Here is a 14888-nt window from a genome sequence, read left to right as displayed (position 1 = left end):
ACCGTCCGAGACGAGGGGCGCACGGTGATGGACACCCGGGAGATCCTGACGCGGTTCAAGGGCGGCACCCTGCGGCGTGAGCACGCCGTGGCCCTGCTGGCCGGCACTTCACCGGCCGTGGCCCCGCCGGTCGTGGCCCTGCCGGTCGTGGCCCTGCCGGTGGCGGCGGACCGTGAGCCGCTGCCCGGCCCTGGCCCCGCCCCCGGCCCCGGCCCGGTTCCCGGTGTGGGTGACGGGGCCGGGAGCGGTGCGGGCATGCCGTGTGCGGTCGTGGGGATCCAGGGCCGTTTCCCGCAGGCGGAGGATCTGGAGGCGTTCTGGCGCAACGGGCTGCAGGGGCGCATCGCCGCGGCCGCGCTCCCGGACGGCCGGCGGTCGGCGTGTGCGGGCTGGCGGGGGCATTTCCTGGACGGTGTGGAGGAGTTCGACCCGGACCTGTTCGGGCTCGACGCCCGCCAGGCGGCGGGTCTGGACCTGCGCGAGCGGCTGCTGGCGCAGAGCGCGTGGCAGACGCTGGAGAGCGCCGGATACGCCGGAGCGCGCCTGGAACGGCTCACCGCCCCCGACGGCACGGCACGCAGCGTGGGCGTGTATGCCGCTCTCGGCCCGGCCGGCGGTGCGCTGCCGGGCACCGGGCACCGGCACACCGGCCCTCCGCCTTCCCGGCCCGGGGCGGCCGCGCGGCTGTCGCACCTGCTCGACCTGCGCGGGCCCAGCCTGAGCGTCGACACCGGCGACTCCTCCTTCCTGACCGCGCTGCACCTCGCGCTCGGTGCGCTGCGCGCGGGCGAGTGCGCCGCGGCGCTGGTCGGCGCGGTCGAGCTGCGCCTGCATCCGGCGTGCCAGCGGCCCGGCGCCGGTGAGGGGGTGGCGGCCGTACTGCTCAAGCCGCTGGCCGCGGCCCGCGCCGACGGCGACCGCGTGCACGCCGTGATCCGCTCCAGCGCGGTCGGCCACCCGGGCCGCGCCGCCCTGGGCCCGCAGCACGGCCGGCTGGTCGGCCGGGCGCTGGCCGCGGCCGGCCTGCGGCCCCCGGACGCCGGCCCGCAGTCGGAGGTGCCAGGCGCCGGCCTGGAGGCTGTGGGGGTCGGTCTGGAGGAGAGCTCCCAGACGGTGGCGGCGCTGGTGGGCGATGCCGGGGCGGCGGGCGGGGCGGCGGCCCTGGTCCGCGCCGTGGGGCAGCTGCGCCACGCCGTGCTGCTGGCCGGCCCGGACCGCCCCGCGCCCGCCGCCTGGGAGCCGGTCCGCCGCGACGACGGCACCGTGCTGCCCCGCAGGGCGCTGGTCAGCGTGCCCGGACCCGCAGCCCCCGCAGGCCCCACGGATGCCGTAGACGCAGTGGACGCTGTGGACGGCACGGAAGACACGGACGGCGTGGAGGGTGTGGGTGCGGTGCTGGTCGTGGAGGAGGCGCCTGCCGTCCCCCGCGCCCCGGCCCGCACGAACCCGCCGCCGGGTACGCGTCCCGCGGAACTGGTGCTGCTGTCCGCCGCGACGCCCGCGCACCTGGCGGCCACCGCCGGCCGGCTCGCGGCCCGCCTGTCCGACGGCGGCACCGGCCACGACGGCGGCCCGGCGGGCCCGGATCTTGCCGCGGTCGCGCACGAACTGCGCCTGGGGCGGGCGGTGTTGCGCTGCCGTCTGGCGGTGAGCGTCCGCACGGTCGCCGAACTGGCCGACGCGCTGGCCGGCTTTGCCGCGCACCCCGGCCCGGGCACCGGCCCGGCGGGTGTGCGCAGCGCCGATCTGCGTACCGCCGCGGGCCCGCCGCCGCTGATCGAGGGACTCGAGGAGACCCGCGCCTACGTGGCCGCCCTGTGGCAGGGCGGCCGCCTGGAGCAGCTGACACGGCTGTGGCTGGCCGGGGTCGACGTCTGCGCCGTGCTGCCCGCGCATCCCGGCCCGGCCGCCGTCGAACTGCCCGCCACCGTGCTGCGGCCCCGCCCGCTTCAGCCCGGTCCCGGCACGGACGGAGCACCGCAGTGACCACCCGCCCCGCACCCCCGGCCACCCCCGCCCCCGAACCCGGGGCCGCCCCCGCTCCTGCTCCGGGTGCGGGGGGCGGGGAGCCGGTCAAGCTGTGGCTGTGCCCCAACGACGGCCTGCCGCCGGAGGTCGCGCTCCTGCTCGCCACGCACTGGCTGGACGCGCAGGAGCAGAAGACCGCGAGCCGTTTCCTGTTCGAACGCGACCGGCGCCAGTACCTCCTGGCCCACACCCTGGTGCGGCGCGCGCTGGCGCTGGAGGCGGGCCTGGCCGAGGCGGAGCTGGTCATCTGGCGTTCCGCGCGGGGACGGCCCTTCCTGCGGCCCGCCGCCGCGGGAGGGCCGCGCGGCGGGTCCCAGCTGGACTTCAACCTCTCCCACGCGGGCGGCTACAGCCTGCTGGGCATCGTGCGCCGGCACCGCATCGGCGTGGACGTGGAACGGCTGGAGGACCGGGACGAGCGGGCCATCACCACCATCGTGCGGACCTTCGCCGCCCCGGAGCGGGACTGGGTCGCACAGGCCCCCGACGGGCCGGCCCGCGACCGGCGCGCGCTGCGCGTGTGGACCCTCAAGGAGGCCTACTCCAAGGCCCGGGGCCTGGGTCTCGGGCTGCCTTTCGACGCGTTCGTCTTCACGCTGGACGACGAACGCGGCGTACGGGCCTTTACCCCGCCGGCCGACGACACGGCCCGCCCGTGGCGGTTCGTCGAACTGGAGCCGGTGCCCGACGTGCTGGTCGCCGTCGCCGTCCCCGCCGACGAGGCCCAGGACCCGGTCCTGCACCTCGGCTACGGCTTCCCCTGGAGCCGCGCGGCACTGCGCAGCTTCCCCCTGCCCCGCCCGGTGGGCGGACACCCCTCGGCGCTCCCCGCATAAGACATGAGGCGGCACGCATCCCACACACCTCACCCACACCTCACACGCGCCCCACGTCGCCCCACGCGCGGCGCGTGCGGGGCGGCGGCCCGCACGCGCCGGCGACGGCCCGCCGCACCCGCCGGCGCCGGCGCCGGGAAACGGCGGCGAAACCCTGTGCCGGGCGTCTTCGGCCCGCCGAGGATGGCCGTATGACGATCACTTCGCAGGCCCGTTCCTTCGACCAGGCTGCTGCCGGCTATGCCGCGAACCGTCCTTCCTATCCGCCCGCCCTGTTCCATGCGGTCGAGGAACTCGCCGACCGTCCCTTAAAAGGCGCCCGGGTCGCGGACGTCGGCGCCGGCACCGGACTGGCGACCGCCCTCCTGCACGCCCGCGGCGCGCACGTCATCGCGGTCGAGCCCGGCCTCGCGATGGCCTCGCAGTTGCGCCTGCGGCTGCCTGACGTCCCTCTCGTGCGCGGGGACGGCAACCACCTGCCGCTGGCCTCCGGATCCGTCGACATCCTCACCTATGCCCAGGCCTGGCACTGGACCGATCCGGGCAAGTCCGTCCCGGAAGCCGTCCGGGTGCTGCGCCCCGGCGGCGCACTCGCCCTCTGGTGGAACGACTCGGACAGCACGGTCCCCTGGATCGCCGGCCAGGACGCCCGCCTGCGCCGCCTCTTCGGTGCCGACCCCGAAGAGCCCGACCCGATGGCCCGGTTCGGTGGCCTGCCGCCCCAACTCGGCTTCGTCCACCGGCAGATGTCGTGGACCAGGAGCGTCCCGCTCGACACCCATCTCGCGAACCTCGCCAGCTACTCCGACTTCCTCGTCCGCGGCCAGGACGCCACCCGGGCGTTTTTGGCCGCGGAGCGCGGCCTCCTGACGGACGTCTTCCCGGACGGGACGGTCGAGGAGCGCTACGTGGTCAGTCTGGCCGTTGCCGTCCCCTGACACCGCGGAGCGGGTTTCGCCCCGCCCGCCCTGTCCGCCCCGCCCGCCTCGTCCGTACGGGCTGAGGCGCGGTGCGAGGGCGCGGCACGCCGGTCTCCAGCGGGTTTCGAAGGGGTCTCGAGCCCGGGCGCCGACCGTGGGGCATCCGGACATCCGCTGTTCCTGCGTTCCTGTGTTCCTGCTGTCTGCCGCCGGGAGGTCGTGCCGTGCCCATCCTCAGGTATCTGGAGAGCCCGCTGGACGACCTGCTGCGGCGGGCCGCGGCCCGTGACGCGCACGCCTTGGCCGTCACCGTGGCCGGGAGTGAGGCCGGGGTGACGTTCGCGGCCCTGGACCGGGAGGCGGACCGGGTCGCCCACTACGTGCGGCGCGCCGCGGGCCGGGCCGGCGCGGTCGTCGCCGCGGCCGCCACCCTCGATGCGGTCTTTCCCGCCGTGTACTACGGCACCGTCCGCAGCGGCCACCCGCTCGCCCTGCTCGACCCGCTGATGGGGCCGGCCGCCCTGTACGAGGTGTGCTCGGCGGCCGGGGCCGAGATCGCCTTCGTACCCGCCGCGCTGGCCGGGCTGCTCGCCGCCCTCGGTGACCGGCTGCCCCTGCTGCACACCGTCGTCCTCACGGACACCCCGGCGGACGCGGCAGCAGACCGGCCGTCGGGCGGGGCAGCGGGTGCGGGCGGGGGTGTGCCGCTGGCGCGGGCGCTGGCACCGGTGCCAGCCGGCGTGCCCGCGCGGACCCCGGCGCCGGGGGTGGACGCGGTGGCGTGCCTGCAGTTCGCCCCGGACGGTGCGGGACGGCTGAACGGGGTGCGGCTGACGCACCGCAACCTTCTCGCGGGCGCCGCCCAGACCGCCCTTGCCCACCGCCTGGGCCCCTCCTCCGTCGTCCTCAACCACCTGCCGCAGTACCACGCCGTGCACCTCAACTCGGCCGTGCACGCCGGGGCCCGGCAGGTGCTGTGCCCCGGCCCGGATCCCTTCGGGGCGCTGGAAGCAGCCGCGCGGGCGGGGGCCACCCACTTCTACGCCCCGCCCGCCCGGCTGCACCGCCTCGCCGGCGACCCCCGGCTGGGCGGGGCCGGTGCCCGGGCGGGCGCCCGCCGGCTGAGCGCCCTGCACGTCAGCGGCGGCGCGCTGGAGCCCGGCCGCGCCCGCCGGCTGCGCGACGCGCTGCGCGTGCCGGTCCTGCAGGGCTACGGCCTCACCGAGGTGTGTGCCCTCTCCCACTGCCAGCCGCCCGGCTCGCGGCCCGGTCTCGGCGCGGTCGGGGTGCCGCTGCCGGGCACCGAGTGCCGGGTCGTCCTGCCGGGCGGCGCCCGGCCCGCGCCGGTGTGGTCGACCGGCCAGGTGCAGATCCGCGGACCGCAGCTGAGCCCCGGCTTGCCGGCCGGCCAGGCCGGGGTGCCGGCGGACGCGGACGGCTGGCTGTCCACCGGCGACGCGGGCTATCTCGACGCGGACGGCGGACTGCACCTGGTTGATGCGCCCCGGCCCGCGTTCGCCTGATTCTCGCGCGGACGCCCCGGCGTTCAGCCCCCGGCGCCGTCCCTCACCGGGCGGCCGGGCGGGCGGGTGGCGGCGGGGGACGGCTGTGAACTGCGCCGCCGGCTGCACGCCCGGACCGCCACGCAGGACTCCTTCCCCCTCACCCCGGCGCGGAGCGAGGGGGAATAGCGGACGGGTCGTGGCCCGCTGGAGCGCACCGGACACGGCCGCGCCCGCCGCCTACGGTGAGCAGGGCGGGACATCCCAGGACCCGGCGGGACATCCAAGGACCGGCGGGACATCCCGGGAGACAGGGAGGAGACCGCCATGGACGAGCGGCACGCCGCACTCCGCGTGCTCCCCGCACCGGCCCCCGGCCCCGGTGAGGCGGCCGGCCCGGCCCCGGCCCCCCGCCCGGGTGCGCCGGCCGCCGTGCGCGTGCACGTGATCGGCGAGGACCCGCTCGCCCGCCGCGGCATCACCGCCCTCCTCGAGGGCCACCCCGGCATCCGCGTCACCGGCGAGAGCGAACCGGGACCGCCGCTGCTGCGCGCGCTGGCCGCCCGGCCCCCGCACGTCCTGGTCGCCCACGGCGCACCCGGCGGCGGACAGCTTGCCGCGCCGGCCTTCGGCGGCGGGGACCTGCCGCTGCTGACCCTCGGCGGCCCGGGCCGCACCGACGCCGCAGGCCGGGCGGCCGGCGGTCATCTGCCGGCCACCGCCACCGCCGGGCAGCTGGCCTCCGCGGTCGTCCTGGCCGCCGCCGGATACACCCTGGTGCACGGCCCCACCCCGCCCGGGCGGGGTGGGGCCGCCGGGCCGCCGGCGCCCATCTCGCCCGTCAGCCCCGACCGGCTCACCGACCGCGAGTGCCAGGTCCTGGACCTGCTGGCCCGCGGCCTGTCCAACGGCGAGATAGCCCGGGCGCTGACCCTGTCCGAGCACACCGTGAAGACCCACGTGCAGAACCTGCTGCACAAGCTGCGGCTGCGCAACCGCGTCCACGCCGCGATCTACGCCTTCGAATCCGGCCTGCGCGCCCCGGCCGCCCCCCTGCGCCCGGCCGCCGCCGCGGCCGACGCCCCCTCCGGCTGACCGCCCGCCCACCGCAGCAGCGGCAGCCTCCCGCACCCGCCCGCCTCCGGCCCCGGCGCGCCGCCGTCCTGATCCGTCGCATCCGCACCTGCCACCGGGCCCCAGGAGGGCGGGGCGGGGGGCTCCGCCCGGCCCGGCGGCGCGGGTACGCGCACGGCTGCACAGGGGTGCACAGGGATGCACAGAGATACAGGGCAGCCAGGTCTACGGGGTTACGGGGTTACGGGGTCCACGGGGGTTACGGGCCGGGCAGGGCGCACCGTCTGGGCCAGCCGATGTCCTCGTCGGACGGCGTGTCCGGCGCCGCAGGGGCGGGACGGGTGGTGTCCGCCGCCGGGGAGGGGCCGCTGCCGTGTCCCGCGGTGGCCGTCCACGCCGCCCGCCGTGGTGCGCACACCGATGGCCTCATCGTCGACTCCCGGGCGTTGACCTGCACAAGGACTCCGCGCCCGGCCGGGTGCGCCGGCCGGGTCCTGCCGAGCGTGCCCCGCCGCGCTGGAGGAACGCTGGAGGAGTCCACGAGAGGCGCGTGAGAGCGGCACGAGATTCCCGGCGGGGGCCTGGCAAAGGTTTGCCCGCGTGTTGCCCGGCGCCCTACGCTCGGGGCGGCTCCCGGTGAAACTTTCTTGCCCGCTCACCCCAGGGGATTCGGTCATGCTGCGACAGCCCGCGTTCGGACACCGCCTGAAAAAGCTCCGGACGGCCCAGGGGCTGTCACAGACGGCGCTGGCCGGCGAGGGCATGTCCACCGGTTATCTCTCCCGTCTGGAATCGGGGGCGCGCCAGCCCACCGACCGGGCCGTGGGCTATCTGGCGGGCCGGCTGGGCCTGGACGTCGCCGACTTCGAGGAGCCGGTCACCGGTTCCCTGGCGCACGCGCTGACGCTGGCGTCCTCCACCGGTTCCGCGGACGCCATCGGGGCGCTGCGCGCGGCGCTGGCCGCCGAGGGCCACGAGAGCGCGGTGCTGCGCTGGCAGGCGCTGTGGCTGCTGGCGAGGGCCGCCCGGCTGCAGGGCGACCACGCCGCCGAGCGCGCGGACCTCGGCCGGCTGGTGGCGCTCGGCGACGAGGTGGGATCGGCCGAGCTGCGGGTGCGCGGCCTGACCCGGCTGGCCCGCTGCCTGCGCTCGCTCGGTGAGATCACCCCCGCCCTGGACGCGGCCGTCGCCGCCCACCGGCTCGCCCTGGGCGAGGACCTGGGCGTGGAGGACCGGGCCGCCGCGCTGCTGGCGCTGGTGTCGGTGCAGGCGGAGGCCGGGCAGGTGCCGGAGGCGCGGGTGCACGCCGACGAACTGGCCGCGCTGGTCGCCGGCCGCACCGACGCGCTGTGGGCCGAGGCCATGTGGACGGCCGCCGCCGTCCGGGTGCGCCAGGGCGACCACACCGGGGCGCAGGCCTTCTTGGATGCGGCCCTGGAGCGTTTCAGCAGTCAGGAGGACCTGGTGCTGTGGCTCAGGCTGCGGCTGGCCGCGGGCCGGCTGCACCTGCAGACCCTGCCCCCCGACCCCGCGCGGGCCGAGGCCTGCGCCGCTCAGGCCGAGGCCGCCCTCGCCTTCGTCGGCACGCCCGCCCTGCGCCAGGACCTGACCGCGCTGAAGGCCGATCTGGCGTTCGCCACCGGCCGCTACGACGATGCCCGCGCCCTGCTGGGCGACCTGGCCGGGGACGAGCCGAGGATGACCTACCGCGACCGGGTGCGGCTGGAGATCCTGCGCCAGCGGCTGCTGATCCTGGGCGGCGACGCCTCCGGCGTGGAGGGGCTGCGCACCCTGGCGCAGCAGGCCCAGGCGGACGCCAACATCGACCTCGCCGCGGAGATCTGGCGGACCCTCGCGGACGCCCTCGCCCAGTCCCGGCCCGCCCCGGCCGAACCGGCGTGACCCGCCGCCCGCGCCCGGCCAGACCGCCGCGGGGAAAGGACAGGGGCGGAGAAGGGCAGGGGCGGGGGAGGGGAGTGGGGGGAATCCGGGCGGGCGGGCGGCGCGCCGATTCCCGCCGGCCGCGGGGGAGTGCGGTGTGCGGAATGCGTATTTCTTTTGCCGGATTTCTCGAGGGCGCCTCGCATTCCGGTGGACGCGGCGCGATGTGCCTTGACGCGCGGTGCGGCCCTTCGTGAATCTCAGTACGGTATTGGCCGCTCACGCCCGAAGGGACACCACCGTGGTCAGCAAGAAGAAGAATCCCGCAGGAAACGAGCCGGAGCTCAGCCCCGCATTCGGCAGTGAGATCGCCGACGGCCCGGACGAGGACACCGAGACGTCCGTCCTGGGCAGCATCGCCCTGCAGTAATCGCCCTGCGGCAGGGGCCGCCGCGGACGGGAAGCGGGAAGCGGGAACAAGGAAGCGGGAGGCGGGAAGGGGTGGGGCAGAAAGACCCGCGGGTCTTTCTGCCCCACCCCTCGCCCGTCTGCGCGGCGGCGGCCTTCCGCGGTGTCAGGACGCCACGAGTGCCACGCACATCGCGCCCAGCGCCACCGCCTGCAGCACGACCCGGGCGTTGATGACGCTGTCCCAGGTGCGCTGCAGGCCCCGCGCGTCGGGCGCGGTGCGGCAGTCGAGGGCCGCGTCGGTCAGCTCCTTGTTCACCGGCGCGCTCACCTTGTTGTAGACGGCCAGCCACACCACCAGGGCCGCCGCCGCGACGGCGGCCGCGACGGCCGCCGTCACGCGGCCGCCGAACCCGGCCGCGACGGCCGTGGCCACCGTGGCGAGCAGGCCGAAGACGCCCGGGACGGGCATCCGGCGGTCCCCGAAACGGTGGATCTGCCCCATGGTGCTGGTCAGCACCGCGTCGTCGACGTGCGCGAGGGCCGGCCGCTGGACGATCGCGGAGAAGACGTCGGTGCCGTAGACCACCGCGTTGGCCATCGTGGCCACCACGGCCAGGGTCTGTACGAGGGTTTCCATCACAACCACCCTTGTCCGTCTGCCGGTTGCCACATGGCCTGCCGCCACGTGGATTTGTCAACGCTAGATGTGCTGCCGACACTATCAAGTTCAGTGCTTCGAATGCTAGCGTTGACAACTCCAGTGGTCCGCAGGGGATTCCGCAAGGACGAGGGAGCACCCCGGGCCGCAGCGGAGTGCCGTCCCCGCCCTACGGGGACATCCGCCCGGACAGCCACGAGGAGACAGACCCATGGCCCTTGGACGTGCCCGTCGCGTACTCATCGCCGGCGGAGGGATCGGCGGCCTGGCCGCGGCCCTCGCGCTCCAGCGCGCCGGTCTTGAGCCCGTCGTCTTCGAACGGGCCGAGGCACTGCGCGACGGCGGCGCGGGCCTGCACATCTGGACCAACGGCGTGCTCGCGCTGGACTGCCTGGGCGTGGCCGGGCAGGTCCTGCGCACGGCCCCGGCCCAGCAGGTCGCGCACTTCAGCACCCACCGCGGCGAGGTGCTGGGCGCCTGGCCGGTCGGCGACTTCGTCGAGCGCTACGGCGCGCCCACGATCGCCGTCGAGCGCTCCGTCCTGCACGGCGTGCTGCGCGAGGCCCTGCACGGCTCCCCGGTGCGCACCGGGGCCCACGTGACCGGCTTCGAGCAGGACGAGGACGGGGTCACCGTACGGTTCGCGGACGGCGGCAGCGAACGGGGCGACCTGCTGATCGGCGCCGACGGCATCCACGGCACGGTCCGCGACGCCCTCTTCGGCCCCGCCCGCAACCGCTACAGCGGCTACATCGCCTGGCGCGGCCGCTCCCCCCTGCAGCACCCGGACATCCCGCCGGGCACCTTCAACGCGATGTTCGGGCCCGGCACCCGCTTCACCTACTACGACGTCGCACCCGGCCTGGTCCACTGGATGAGCGTGGCCAACGGGCCCGCGGGCGGCCGGGACGCGCCCGGCGTGCGGGAGATGCTGCTGCGCCGCCACCGCGGCTGGGGCGGCCCGGTGGCCGACATCCTCGCCGCCACCCCCGAGGACGGCATCATCCGCGGCGACGTCGAGGGCCGCAGCCCCGAACGCCGGTGGGGCCAGGGCCGCGTCACCCTGCTCGGCGACGCCGCGCACCCCATCACCTTCAACATCGGCCAGGGCGCCTGCCAGGCCCTGGAGGACGCCCTGGTCCTCGCCGAGCACCTGGAGCACGCCGACGACCCCATCGCCGCGCTGCGCCGCTACGAGCGCGAACGCCGCGCCCGTACCGCGCCGCTGCAGCGCATCGCCTGGCGGATCGGGCGGATGGGCGCGGTACGCAATCCGCTGCTGATCCGGGCGCGCGAGGCGTTCATGCGCAAGAACTGGAACACGAAGGCCTTCGCCGCCGCGGAGAAGGGCCAGGTCGCCTACGGCACCCGCTGGGCCCCGGCCCGCCGCCCGGCCGCCACCCCGGCCCCCGCCCCGGCCGCCACCGTGGACTGACGCCCGCCCCGGAACCCCCCCGTTCCAGGCCCGGTTGCGGGCCCCGGCCCCGGCCGTCGTACCCGTGGGCCGGAGCCCCGCGCACGGACTGGTCCCACGGCCCCTGAGCCACGGGCCACGGGCGGACCGGGACCCGGTCCCGGAGATCCAGCCCCGGCTGTCCTCCCCGCAGCCCCCGGCTCACGGACCGCGGGCGGTCCGGGTTCCGGGTCCGGCCGACCGGCCCCGGTCCCGGCGCCGTACCCGCCGCCTCTGACTCACGGGCCACGGGGTTACGAGCCACGGGGTTACGAGCCACGGCTCACGGGGCATGAGCACGGACCGCGGGCCTGGGCCTCGGCCCTGGGCTCGGCGTCCCGGCCGCACCCCGCTGCCCCAGCCCGGATCCGGCCCCTCGGTTTTCGGCCCAGTCCAACCCGGTCCAGCCCGGCCGCGTACCGCCCCACCGGTCCCGCCCGGCCGTCAGCCGGGCGCCGGCCGCCGCTGCAGGGCGCCCGGCTGCCGCGCCCCGGCCCGCGCCGCCGGATACAGCCCGTCCCAGAGCGGGTCCTCGGGCGGAAACCCCAGGCAGACCAGGACGTTGACCAGCATCCCGTACGCCATGAACGTGGTGGTCTGGCCGGTGTCCGCGCCGAGCGGCCGGTGGACGGTGTCCCACAGCCGCCGCCACTCGGCCCGCACCGCCTCCCCGAACGCCGCGTCACCGTCCGCCTCGCCCGCCGCCACCGCGACATACACCTGCATCTGCATCAGCAGCCGCTCCGGCTCCTTGACGATGACGCGGGTGTAGGCGTTGGCCATGGCGCGCAGTGCCTCCTCGCCCGCCAGGCCCTCGGTGGCCTCGGTGAACAGCCGGGCGGTGTCGGCCAGGCAGCACCGCGCCGCCGCGAGGAAGAGCGCCCGCTTGCCCGCGAAGAGCCGGAAGAGGTACGGCTGCGACACCCCCGCACGCCGGGCGATGGCCTCGGTGGACGTGCCGTCGTACCCGCCCCGGGCGAATTCGCTCACAGCCGCGCGGATGACGCTCCGGCGCCGCTCGTCTGCACTCATCCTCACCATGCCAGCACGTTAGTGGCTGATTGCCGGGCGCCGTAGTGCCGGTCCAGACGCATTCAAGGAATGCGCCAGAACCCCGTGGCAGATTCACAGAATCAAGTACCGCCCGCCGACCGCCCGATGACCTTTCTCCGGCTCTGGAAACAGCTCTCCCGGACCGCTCTCCCGGACCGTTCAGCGGACCGTTCTTCCAGGTCTTCGGACAGCTCTTCCGGCAGTTCTTCCGGTAGTTCTTCCGCAGTTTTCCGACGGTTCTTCCGACAACTCAGTGAGGCAGGAACGGGGATGATCGACAATCTCTTCACGATGTTTCCCGGGCAGGGCTCGCAGCGCGCGGGCATGGCCGGGCATCTGCTGCGTGAACACCCCCGCACCGCCGGGCGCGTCCTGGCCCGCGCCGAGGACGCGACCGGCCTGCCGCTGACCGCGCTGTGCAGCACCGCGCCGGAGGAGGAGCTGGCCCCGACCGAGATCGCCCAGCCCGCCATCGTCGCCACCAGCCTCGCGGTCCTTGAGGTACTGCGCGATCAGGCGGGTTTCGTGCCCGCCGTGGTGGCCGGGCACAGCCTGGGGGAGTACCCCGCGCTGGTGGCCGCCGGGGTGCTGGAGGCCGAGGCGGCGCTGCGGCTGGTGCGCCGCCGGGGCGAGCTGATGGCGGGGGTCTCCCGGCAGGTCGGCGGCGCGATGACGGCCGTACTGGGCCTTGCCGCCGCCCGGATCGAGGAGATCTGCGCGGACTGCGCCCCCCTGGGCGTGGTGGAGGTCGCCAACTACAACGAGCCGGGCCAGACCGTGATCTCCGGACAGCGCCCCGCGGTCGAGGAGGCCGCCCGCCGGGCACTGGCCGCGGGCGCCGAGCGGGCGGTGGCGCTGAAGGTCTCGGCGCCCTTCCACTGCTCGCTGATGCGGGCGATCGAGGACGAGTTCGCCGCCGAACTGGAGCACGTGCGCTTCAGCGCGCCCCAGCTGCCCGTGATCAGCTCGGTGACCGGCACCCTGGTGCGCGACGGCGGCCACGCCCGCGATCTGCTGCGCCGTCAGCTGGCCGGGCCGGTGCGGTGGGCGGACGTGCTGGGCGCGGTGGCCGCGCACGCCGTCGACGGCTGCCTGGAGGTCGGTCCCGGCCGGGTGCTCAGCGGCTTCGCCAACCGCACCGGCGTCCACTCCGTGGTGCGCAGCACCCACGACGCGCGCCGGATCTCCGCAACTCTGCGCGAGCTCGGGCAGGAGCCCGCCCCTGGCGCCGCCGCCTGACCCGGCGCGCGGACCGGCCCCCGGCCCGCCCCCACCGTCCCCGCCACCCGTTCCCTCCGCCTCTCTCCCTCTCCCTCCGCCCCTTCTCTTCCCTTCTCTTCCTCTTCTTTTTCCTCTCCCGTCCGTCCGGTGCGGGCCCCCGGGCCCGTACCGGCGGAACGACCCATCCGAAAGGCAGCCAACGGTGTCCGAAACCCTGACCCCCACCTCGACCGACTACTTCTGCGCGGTCCAGGCCGCCATCGCCGACGCCCTGGGCATCGACGAGGCCGAGGCCGTGCCCGAGGCGACCCTGCTCGGGCAGCTGGGTGCCGAGTCGATCGACCTGCTCGACATCCTCTTCCGTATCGAGCGCGCCACCAAGGTGAAGATCACCGTGGCCGACATCGCCGCCCTGCTGCAGGGCGGCATCCCCGACGAGGAGTTCGGCGACGAGAACGAGGTCGTCAACGACACCGGCCTCACCCACCTGGAGAAGGTCCTGCCGCAGTTCGACCGCAGCCAGCTCAGCGAGCCGCTGACCGCCGAGGGCGTGCTGGGCCTGTTCACCGTGCAGAACCTCACCGACCTGCTGACCGAGCGGGCCGCGGCCCAGCACGCCGCCTGAACCCGGACCCCTCCCCCCGGGGCCGGTGGCGGTGCGGGCCAACGGCGTCCCGCACCCCCGCCGCCCCTGGCGCCCGCGCGGGCCCCGGCCGGCCACCGCCCCCTCGTAGCAGAAACGGGAAGAGACAGTTGGCATCTCCCCCAGCTGAAGCAGGGGGATTCTTCCCTCGCGGGTTGAGCTTTCTGCTTCTCAGACAGCAGCTGCCCCGAATCAACGGCGGGGGACGTTGGTACGCCCAGCAGTCTTACGCCAGCTCCACAGACCTGACATCCCGCCAGCCCGGCGGTAGGCCCGGCCGGCTTGGCTATCACCGACTGGGCCTGGCAACGCTACTGCATCCGCGGGCAGTTGCCGGTGAACGACGATCCCCTGGCGGCGCATCGTCTTGCCCTGCCCTGCCCCGCAGGAGTCCGTTTCCTCCCCAGCCCGAAGGCTGGGGTATCCACGGAGGAATCCAGATGAAGCTGAAGGACCGCACCGCCCTGGTCACCGGTGCCTCACGCGGCATCGGCCGGGCCATCGCCCTGGCCCTGGCCGAGCAGGGGGCGGCCGTCGCCGTCAACTACCGCTCCCGCCAGGAGGACGCCGCCGCGGTCGTCAAGGAGATCGAGACGGCGGGCGGCCGGGCCGCGGCCATCGCCGCCGACGTCGCCGACCCGCAGCAGGCCGCCCGCCTGGTACAGGAGGCCACCCGCCTCCTGGGCCCCCTCGACATCCTCGTCAACAACGCGGGCACCAGCGACGACGGCCTCATCTACGACGCACCGCCGGACGCCTGGCTGAACGTCATGAAGACCAACTTCGGCGGCGCCTGGCACTGCACCCACGCCGTCCTGGAACAGTTCATGGCCCGCGGCGACGCCACCATCGTCAACATCTCCTCCGCGATGGGCGAACGCGGCTGGATCGGCCAGGCCAACTACTCGGCCTCCAAGGGCGCGCTGAACTCCTTCACCCGCTGCGCCGCCGTCGAACTCGCCCGTTTCGGCATCCGGGTCAACGCGGTCCTGGCCGGGTTCACCCCGACCGAACTCGTGGACGGCGTGCTGCAGCGCGACGGCGGCAAGAGCATCAAGCGGCAGATCCCGCTGCGCCGGTTCGCCACCGCCGGCCAGGTCGCCGCGGCCGCGGTGTTCCTGGCCGGCCCCGACTCCGGCTACACCACCGGCGAACTGCTCTGCGTGGACGGCGGGTTCTCCGCCCAGCTCGGCATCGGCCGCCCGTAA

13 protein-coding genes are annotated in these 14888 nt (G+C 75.7%); 11 read left to right on the top strand and 2 right to left on the bottom strand.

Annotated features, from left to right (window positions below; all coding sequences use genetic code 11):
- The first annotated feature begins 27 nt into the window (after window positions 1-27).
- The 7 genes from ACZ7M2_RS29860 to ACZ7M2_RS29830 all read left to right on the top strand — a co-directional run bounded on the left by ACZ7M2_RS29860 (window position 28) and on the right by ACZ7M2_RS29830 (window position 8671).
- A complete protein-coding gene (locus ACZ7M2_RS29860; RefSeq protein WP_471597905.1) occupies window positions 28-1986 on the top strand; it encodes a beta-ketoacyl synthase N-terminal-like domain-containing protein in 1959 nt (652 codons plus the stop codon).
- Window positions 1983-2864 (top strand): 4'-phosphopantetheinyl transferase family protein, encoded by an 882-nt coding sequence (locus ACZ7M2_RS29855; RefSeq protein WP_471597904.1) that lies wholly within the window; start codon window positions 1983-1985, stop codon window positions 2862-2864. The genes ACZ7M2_RS29860 and ACZ7M2_RS29855 overlap by 4 nt, the downstream gene beginning before the upstream one ends.
- A 191-nt stretch (window positions 2865-3055) precedes the next feature.
- Complete coding sequence (locus tag ACZ7M2_RS29850; protein ID WP_471597903.1) at window positions 3056-3802, top strand: class I SAM-dependent methyltransferase; 747 nt, start codon at window positions 3056-3058, stop codon at window positions 3800-3802.
- A 206-nt stretch (window positions 3803-4008) separates the two neighbouring features.
- Entirely contained in the window at window positions 4009-5307 is a 1299-nt protein-coding gene (locus ACZ7M2_RS29845; protein WP_471597902.1) for an AMP-binding protein, read from the top strand.
- Window positions 5308-5613: 306 nt separating this feature from the next.
- Window positions 5614-6381: a response regulator transcription factor gene (locus ACZ7M2_RS29840; protein WP_471597901.1), complete on the top strand. Its 768-nt coding sequence runs from the start codon at window positions 5614-5616 to the stop codon at window positions 6379-6381.
- Between the two features lie 654 nt (window positions 6382-7035).
- Window positions 7036-8262 (top strand): helix-turn-helix transcriptional regulator, encoded by a 1227-nt coding sequence (locus tag ACZ7M2_RS29835; RefSeq protein WP_352053979.1) that lies wholly within the window; start codon window positions 7036-7038, stop codon window positions 8260-8262.
- Window positions 8263-8542: 280 nt separating this feature from the next.
- A complete protein-coding gene (locus ACZ7M2_RS29830) occupies window positions 8543-8671 on the top strand; it encodes a hypothetical protein (protein ID WP_256259265.1) in 129 nt (42 codons plus the stop codon).
- Between the two features lie 144 nt (window positions 8672-8815).
- Here ACZ7M2_RS29830 and ACZ7M2_RS29825 read toward each other — a convergent pair whose 3' ends face one another.
- Complete coding sequence (locus ACZ7M2_RS29825) at window positions 8816-9289, bottom strand: DUF1772 domain-containing protein (protein WP_067383503.1); 474 nt, start codon at window positions 9287-9289, stop codon at window positions 8816-8818.
- Between the two features lie 232 nt (window positions 9290-9521).
- Between ACZ7M2_RS29825 and ACZ7M2_RS29820 the strand changes: the two genes are divergently transcribed.
- Entirely contained in the window at window positions 9522-10745 is a 1224-nt protein-coding gene (locus tag ACZ7M2_RS29820; protein ID WP_471597900.1) for an FAD-dependent monooxygenase, read from the top strand.
- A gap of 462 nt (window positions 10746-11207) precedes the next feature.
- On the opposite strand, the gene ACZ7M2_RS29815 is transcribed toward ACZ7M2_RS29820, so the two are convergent.
- Window positions 11208-11804 (bottom strand): TetR/AcrR family transcriptional regulator, encoded by a 597-nt coding sequence (locus ACZ7M2_RS29815; protein WP_180292654.1) that lies wholly within the window; start codon window positions 11802-11804, stop codon window positions 11208-11210.
- Window positions 11805-12086: 282 nt separating this feature from the next.
- Between ACZ7M2_RS29815 and fabD the strand changes: the two genes are divergently transcribed.
- The 3 genes from fabD (at window position 12087) to ACZ7M2_RS29800 (ending at window position 14888) form a co-directional block, all read left to right on the top strand.
- Window positions 12087-13055, top strand: a complete 969-nt coding sequence (fabD, locus tag ACZ7M2_RS29810) for an ACP S-malonyltransferase (RefSeq protein ID WP_471597899.1) — start codon at window positions 12087-12089, stop codon at window positions 13053-13055.
- Window positions 13056-13239: 184 nt separating this feature from the next.
- The gene (locus ACZ7M2_RS29805; RefSeq protein WP_257016084.1) at window positions 13240-13662 is read left to right on the top strand and encodes an acyl carrier protein; all 423 of its coding nucleotides are present in this window, start codon (window positions 13240-13242) and stop codon (window positions 13660-13662) included.
- A gap of 458 nt (window positions 13663-14120) precedes the next feature.
- A complete protein-coding gene (locus ACZ7M2_RS29800; RefSeq protein WP_471597898.1) occupies window positions 14121-14888 on the top strand; it encodes an SDR family NAD(P)-dependent oxidoreductase in 768 nt (255 codons plus the stop codon).

The organism is Streptomyces sp. NPDC111507, assembly GCF_055638955.1.
The sequence above is the reverse complement of the archived record's forward strand: the minus strand, read 5'-3'. Positions and strand labels throughout refer to the sequence as shown.